Source organism: Pseudomonas sp. efr-133-TYG-23 (genome assembly GCF_030209215.1).
In the GTDB taxonomy this organism is placed as follows: domain Bacteria; phylum Pseudomonadota; class Gammaproteobacteria; order Pseudomonadales; family Pseudomonadaceae; genus Aquipseudomonas; species Aquipseudomonas rhodesiae.
The window spans coordinates 1-8,116 of sequence record NZ_JARVSL010000056.1 but is presented as its reverse complement, the minus strand read 5'-3'; the positions used below and the strand labels follow the sequence as shown (position 1 = coordinate 8,116).

Genomic DNA, 8,116 nt, shown 5'->3' with positions numbered 1-8,116 from the left:
TGCCGCTGAGTCCCAACGGCAAGTTGGATCGCAAGGCGCTGCCCAAGGCCGATGCCAGCCTGATGGCCCGCGAGTACGTTGCGCCCCAGAGCGAACTCGAACAACAGGTCGCCGCGATCTGGGCCGAGGTCTTGCACGTTCAGCGTGTCGGCCTGCACGACAACTTCTTCGAGCTGGGCGGGCATTCGTTACTGGCTACGCAAGTGGTGGTGCGCCTGCGCGAGCGCTTGCACGCCGAGTTCGACGTCAAGTCGATCTTCACCGCACCCACCCTGGCTGATTTCAGTGCTTACGTGGCGGCCCAGCAAACAAATAATTCGCCGGTGCAGGACGCATTGGCTAAATCCTTGGAGGCCCTCAAACGTCTATCAGCAGAAGATTTGGATAAATTGATTTCCTGAGGGGCGTGGCGTGCAAGCATTAATCGAGTCGGTGGGTTCACTTTCTGCGCAGCAAAAGAAAGCGTTGGCGGTCATGCTCAAGCAACAAGGCATCAACCTGTTTGAGATCGCCCCGGTTTTCAAGCGTCAGGAAGGCGAGCCGCTTCGACTCTCTTATGCGCAGGAGCGGCAGTGGTTTTTGTGGCAGTTGGAGCCGCAGAGCACCGCATACCACGTGCCTCGGGCGCTGCGTCTGGTGGGAGAGCTGGACGTAGCAGCCTTGCAGCGCAGCTTCGACACTCTGGTTAGCCGGCATGAAAGCCTGCGCACGCACATTGAGCCCGATGGTGACAGCGCCTTGCAGGTCATTGTCGAAAACGCGCGGGTGGAAATCACCTTGGTCGAGGCCCAGGCATTCCAGGTCAAAGACTGGGTGCAGGCCGAAATTGACCGGCCGTTCGATTTGCAGCAAGGCCCGTTGCTGCGAGTGAAACTGCTGCGCCTGGCGCCGCAGGAGCATGTGCTGGTACTGGTGCAACATCACATCGTCTCCGATGGCTGGTCGATGCAGGTCATGGTCGACGAGCTTGTGCAATTGTATGCCGCCCATGTCCAGGGGCTCGAACCGCAGCTACCGGCCTTGCCAATCCAGTACGCCGACTATGCGCTCTGGCAGCGCAGCTGGATGGAAGCCGGCGAGCGCGAGCGCCAACTCGCGTACTGGGAAAACCTGCTGGGCGGTGAGCAGCCAGTGCTGGAATTGCCGATGGATCGCCCACGGCCTGCGATACAAAGCTACCGCGGTGCACGTCTGGACCTGGCGCTGGACGCCGCGTTGGTCACCCGTCTCAAAACCATGGCGCAGCGCGAAGGTGTGACGCTGTTCATGCTGCTGCTGGCTTCATTCCAGGCGGTGTTGTATCGCTACAGCGGTCAGGGGGACATTCGCATCGGCGTGCCGGTGGCCAACCGCAATCGCGCGGAGACCGAGGGCCTCATCGGCTTTTTCGTCAACACACAGGTTCTCAAGGCTGACATCGACGGGCAGATGAGCTTTCGCGAACTGTTGCACCACACTCGCGAACGCGTGGTGCAAGCCCAGGCCCATCAAGACTTGCCTTTCGAGCAATTGGTCGAAGCGCTGCAGCCGGAACGCAGCCTGAGTTATAACCCGCTGTTCCAGGTGATGTTCAACCACCAGACCGATACCCAGCGCGGCGGCGCCAGCGCAACGGGTCTGCAGGTCCAGGGCTTGGAGTGGGACAGCAAGACCGCGCAATTGGATCTCAACCTGGATACCCAGGAATCGGCCGAAGGCATTCAGGCGTCCCTGACCTATGCCACGGACCTTTTCGACGCCCCCGGCATGCAGCGCCTGCTTGCACACTGGCAGCGTTTGCTGCACAGCGTCAGCCAGGATTGCACTCGTCGTGTCGGTGAATTGCCGCTGCTGGAGGATGCCCAGTTGCAGCACATGGTGCATGACTGGAACGCTACCCAGCGGGCGTTTGCCCAGGATATGGGCGTGCATCGCCTGTTCGAAGACCAGGCTCGGCTGCGCCCGGATGCGACGGCACTGGCGTGCAACGGCCAAGTGCTGAGCTATGGCGAATTGAACCGACGTGCCAATCGACTGGCCCATCGTTTGCGCGGCGCTGGCGTCGGTCCCGACGTGCTGGTGGCGGTGGCTTTGGAGCGCTCGGTCGAGATGGCGGTGGCGCTGTTGGCAACCTTGAAGGCCGGCGGTGCCTACGTGCCGCTCGACCCTGGTTTCCCGCCTGATCGATTGGCCTTTATGCTCGAAGACAGCCGTGCGCACGTGGTGCTGACGGCCGGCAGCCTGCGTCAACAGTTGCCGTTGGCGGTCGGTCAGCAGGTGCTACTGATGGACGAAGACGCGGATGGGCGCTACAGCAGCGTCAACCCAGACGTCGAACTCAGTGGTGAGCACCTGGCATATGTGATCTACACGTCCGGCTCCACCGGCAAACCCAAGGGCGTGATGGTGCGCCATGCCGCGCTAAGCAGCTTCACCCAGGGCATGGCCGACACCTTGGGCATTGATGCACAAGCACGCCTGTTGTCGTTGACCACCTTCTCTTTCGATATTTTTGCCCTGGAGCTTTACGTTCCCCTGGCGGTGGGCGCGACGGTGGTCCTGGCCGACAAGGACACGTCCCTGGACCCGGAGGCCATCCTCGACCTGGTGCAGCACGCAACCATCGACGTGCTGCAAGCCACGCCATCGACCTGGCGCATGCTGCTGGACAGCGAACGTTGCACCGTACTGCGCGGAATCAAATGCCTGTGTGGTGGTGAGGCGCTGCCCGCCGACCTGGCTGAGCGCATGCTCGCCTGTCAAGGCACGGTGTGGAACCTGTACGGGCCGACCGAGACGACCATCTGGTCGGCCGCCTATCCATTGCTTGAGCCTGTGCCGTTTGTAGGGCGACCGATTGCCAATACGTCGCTGTTTATCCTCAACGACACGCTTACGCCTTGCCCGCTGACGGTGCCCGGTGAACTGCTGATTGGTGGCGTCGGTTTGGCTCGCGGTTATTTCGGCCGGGCGGCCATGACGGCCGAGCGCTTTGTGCCCAACCCGTATGGCGGTCCCGGCGAACGCTTGTACCGCACCGGCGACCTGGCGCGCTATCGCGAGCAGGGGGTGGTGGAGTACATCGGCCGCGTCGACCATCAGGTTAAGGTGCGGGGTTTCCGTATCGAATTGGGCGAGATCGAGGCGTGCCTGCGCGAGCAGCCAATGGTGCGCGAAGCGGTGGTGATAGCTGACCATGAGCAGTTGCTTGCCTATCTGGTCACCCGCCACCCGCTGGCTGAGCAGGAACAGGCCGCGCTGCGGGAACAGCTCAAGACAGCCTTGCGTGCACGATTGCCGGAATACATGGTGCCGTCCTATCTGGTGCTGCTGGAGCGGATGCCGCTGACCCCCAATGGCAAGCTGGACCGCAAGGCCCTGCCAAGGCCCGACGCTGGTGCGTTGCAAAAACATTACGTGCCACCCGTGACCGCACGCGAGTGCCAGGTGGCGGCGATCTGGGCCGAAGTGCTGGGCGTGGCCCAGGTCGGTCTGTCGGATCACTTCTTTGAAATCGGCGGGCACTCGTTGCTGGCGACACGCGTTGTGTCTCGCGTGCGCCAGGCATTGGCAATCGATGTGCCACTCAAAGCGTTGTTCGAGCAGCCTGAGCTTGGGCGCTTTGTGCAGGCACTCTCCGACAGCGTGCTGGACGTGCAGCCGATTGCCCGCTGCGCGCGCGATCAACCGCTGGCATTGTCCTATGCCCAGGAGCGCCAGTGGTTCCTCTGGCAGTTGGAGCCTCACAGCGCGGTGTATCACATCCCCGCAGCCTTGCGCCTGCAAGGCGCACTGGACCGCCAGGCGCTGCAACGCAGTTTCGATGGCTTGCTTGCACGCCATGAAAGCCTGCGCACGGTGTTTGTCACGGAGGGTGAGCGCACCGTGCAGCGGATGGCTGCGCCAGCGGCGTTGCGGATCGAAGAGCAGACCCTCGCTACCGATGATCCGGCCGTGGTGAGGGCCCAGGTCGAGGCGGCAATCGCCGAACCGTTCGATTTGCGCACTGGGCCGTTGTTGCGCGTCCGGTTGTTGCAACTGGCAGCGGATCAGCATGTGCTCGTCCTGGTGCTGCATCACATCGTCAGCGATGCCTGGTCGATGCAGGTGATGGTCGAGGAGCTGGTGCAGTCCTATGCCGCGCTTAAGCAGGGCCTGGAACCGCAGTTGCCAGCGCTGCCGATTCAGTATGCCGACTATGCGGTGTGGCAGCGCGACTGGTTGCAGGCCGGTGAGCAGGCGCGCCAGTTGGCCTATTGGCGTGAGCGTTTGGCCGGCGAGCAACGGGTGCTGGACTTGCCGCTCGATCATCCCCGCCCCCCGGCGCAAAGCCACCGCGGTGCGCGTGTGGAATGGCTATTGGACCCCGCGTTGCTGGAGGCTTTGCAGGGCCTGGCCCAACGGCAAGGCGCGACGTTGTTTATGGTGTTGCTGGCTGCGTTCCAGGCATTGTTGTATCGCTATACCGGCCAGTCGGATATTCGCGTGGGCGTGCCGATTGCCAACCGTAACCGGGTGGAAACCGAGCGTTTGATCGGTTTTTTTGTCAACACTCAAGTCCTCAAGGCCGACATCAGCGGCGAGCTGTCGTTTGTCGAGCTGCTCCAGCAGGTCAAGCAGGCGGCCTTGGAAGCCCAGGCACATCAGGACCTGCCGTTCGAACAACTGGTCGAAGCGCTGCAGCCGGAACGCAGCCTGAGCCATAGCCCACTGTTTCAAGTGATGTTCAACCATCAGATCGATGCGCGCGGCACTGCGGCGCCGCAGGCGATGGGGCTACAGGTTGATGCTCTGGAATGGGACAGCCACACCGCGCATTTCGATGTGAGCCTGGATACTCAGGAAACCGTCGATGGGCTTTGGGCGACATTGACCTACGCCACCGATCTGTTCGAGGCCGGCACGATTGAGCGTATGGCGCAACACTGGCTAAGCGTATTGCGGGCCGTGGTTGAACGCCCGAACGAACACCTTGCAGACCTGCCGATGCTGGGTGCCAGTGAGCGTCAGTGTCTTACGCAGACCTGGAACGCCGGTGCACCGGCCGCGCCTTGGACGGGCGGGGTGCAGCGTCTGTTCGAGGCGCAGGCACGGCAGCGCCCACACGCGGTAGCGTTGGTGCTCGATGGCGTATCGCTGAGCTATGCCGAACTGAACCTGCAGGCCAATCGCCTGGCCCATTGCCTGGTGGCCCACGGCGTCGGGCCGCAAGTGCTGGTCGGGATTGCCGTTGAGCGCTCCTTCGCCATGGTGGTCAGCCTGCTGGCAGTGCTCAAGGCGGGCGGGGCCTACGTGCCCCTCGACCCGAGTTACCCGCGCGAGCGTCTGGCCCACATGCTTGAAGACAGCGGTGTGCGTCTGGTGCTGACACACGCCCACGTGCCTATCGTGCTTCCCGAAGGGGTCGCAGCCTTGGCCATTGACCAGGCAGGACTGGCCGAGTACTCCGGTGAAGACTTGGCCTTGGCGATCGGCGCGGATCATCTGGCCTATGTGATTTACACCTCCGGCTCTACCGGCAAACCCAAGGGCGTTGCCATCGACCACGGCGCCCTGAACGAATTCGCGAGCATTGCCGCCGGCTATTCGCAGCTGACGCCCCAGGACCGCGTGCTGCAATTCGCCACGCTTAACTTCGATGGTTTTGTCGAGCAACTGTACCCGGCCTTGACCCACGGCGCGGCGGTGGTCCTGCGTGGCGCGTCGCTATGGGACAGCGGCCGGCTGTATACCGAGATCCTGAGTCAGGGGATTACCCTGGCCGATTTGCCGACCGCCTATTGGCACCTGTTTGTGCTTGATTGCCTGGCCGCCGGGCCCCGTTCGTATGGTGCCTTGCGCCAAGTGCACATCGGCGGCGAAGCCATGCCGCTGGACGGGCCCGCACAATGGGTACGCGCTGGCCTGGGCCATGTGCGTCTGCTCAATACCTATGGGCCGACCGAGGCGACGGTGGTGTCCAGTGTGCTGGATTGCAGCGCAGCGGATGAAGCCCTGAGCGCTACCGCCAGCCCTATTGGCCACTCGTTGCCAGGGCGCGCCCTGTATGTCCTGGACCGCGATCTCAACCTCGCACCCCTGGGGGCGGTGGGCGAGTTGTATATCGGCAGCGCCTGCGGCCTGGCTCGTGGGTATTTGAATCGTGCGGGGTTGACGGCCGAGCGTTTTGTCGCCAATCCATTCGCTGACGCTGGCGAACGCCTGTACCGCACCGGCGACCTGGCCCGTTATCGCGCCGACGGCGTGATCGAATACGTCGGGCGTGTCGATCATCAAGTCAAGATTCGTGGCTTCCGTATCGAATTGGGTGAGATCGAGACGTTGCTGCTGGCTCAGGCCAATGTCCGCGAAGCGGTGGTGCTGGCCGTCGATAACCAACTGCTCGCGTACCTGGTGGCGGATCAGCAGGAGACTGCGGCGCTGGGTGAAACCCTCAAGGCGGTATTGCGTGAACAACTGCCGGATTACATGGTGCCGGCGCACCTGGTCTTTCTTGACCGCTTGCCGTTGAACCTCAATGGCAAGCTGGATCGCCAAGCCCTGCCCAAGCCTGACGCGCATCTTTCGCAGCCGGCCTGGGTGGCACCGGTCAGCGCCGTCGAGCAACAAGTGGCAGCGATCTGGGCCGATATTCTGGGGATGGCACGGGTCGGGCTGACGGATCACTTCTTCGAGCTGGGCGGTCACTCGTTGCTGGCCATGCAGGTGACCTCGCGTCTTCGCCACGCGCTGGCCCTTGAGGTGCCGCTCAAATTGCTGTTCGAGCAGCCGCGCCTGCAAGGTTTCGTCGCAGCGTTACCCGCCTGCGAGGGGGCCGACCAAGGGCGCGCGCCGGCGCTGGTTGCGTTGGCGCGTGACGGTGGGGTACCGCTGTCATATGCCCAGGAGCGCCAGTGGTTCCTCTGGCAGTTGGACCCGGACAGCCGCGCCTACCACGTGCCGAGTGTGCTGCGCCTGAAGGGGCCGTTGGACATTGGCGCGCTGCAACGCAGCTTTGATCATCTGGTGGCCCGTCATGAGAGTCTGCGCACCGTGCTGCGCCACGGCAGCGATGGCACCGTGCAAGTCGTGCGCGAGCCTGCGCCGGTGGTCATCAGTCACAGTAATGTCCAGGAAGCTGATCTGCAGACGTGTGTGGAAGCGAAAATCGCCCTGACCTTCGATCTGGAGCAAGGGCCGCTGCTGCGCGTGGATCTGCTGCGCCTGGCCGAAGATGATCACGTACTGGTGCTGGTGCAGCACCATATCGTCTCCGACGGTTGGTCGATGCAGGTGATGGTCGAGGAATTGGTGCAGGTCTACGCCGCCTTTAGCCAAGGCCAAGAGGTGCGACTGCCGCCACTGCCGATTCAATATGCCGATTACGCAGTGTGGCAACGCCAGTGGATGGAGGCGGGCGAGAAGGCGCGTCAGCTGAGCTACTGGCGCGAGCTGCTGGGCGGTGAGCAACCGGTGCTGGAGCTGCCGTTCGATTATCAGCGCCCGGCGGAGCAGAGCCATCGCGGCGCGCGTTCGCACATAGAAATACCCGCGTCGCTGGTGGTTGACCTCAAAGCCCTGGCCCAGCGCGAAGGCGTAACGCTGTTCATGCTGTTACTGGCCTCGTTCCAGGTTCTGTTGCACCGCTACAGTGGCCAACAGGACATTCGCGTTGGCGTGCCGATTGCCAACCGCAACCGTGTGGAAACCGAGCGTCTGATTGGTTTCTTCGTCAACACCCAGGTGCTCAAGGCCGATATCGATGGGCAAACCACTGTTGGCGGCTTGCTGCAGCAGGTCAAGCAGCGGGCCTTGGAGGCCCAGGCCCATCAGGACCTGCCCTTCGAGCAACTGGTCGAAGCGCTGCAGCCGGAGCGCAGCCTCAGTCTGAACCCGTTATTCCAAGTCATGTTCAATCACCAGGCCGAACGACGGCAGGCGATGTCGACTGCGGCCTTGCATGAGCTGCGCGTCGAAGGGCTGGCCTGGGAAAGTCATACCGCACATTTCGATCTGGACCTGGATGTGCATGAGTCGAGCGAGGGGCTGGCAGCCTCTCTGGGCTACGCCACCGACCTGTTTACCGCCGCCACCATCGAACGTATGGGCCGCCACTGGCACAACCTGTTGCAGGCAATGGTGGCCGACCCGCAGCAGA

Annotated in this window: 2 protein-coding genes; both read left to right on the top strand. The window is 62.8% G+C overall.

Features of this window, described 5'->3' with window-relative positions; genetic code table 11:
- Positions 1-401 (top strand): phosphopantetheine-binding protein (locus QRN41_RS26095; RefSeq protein WP_285422303.1); only part of this gene is annotated, 401 nt, incomplete at its 5' end.
- 10 nt (positions 402-411) lie between these two features.
- Positions 412-8,116 (top strand): non-ribosomal peptide synthetase (locus QRN41_RS26090; RefSeq protein WP_285422302.1); only part of this gene is annotated, 7,705 nt, incomplete at its 3' end.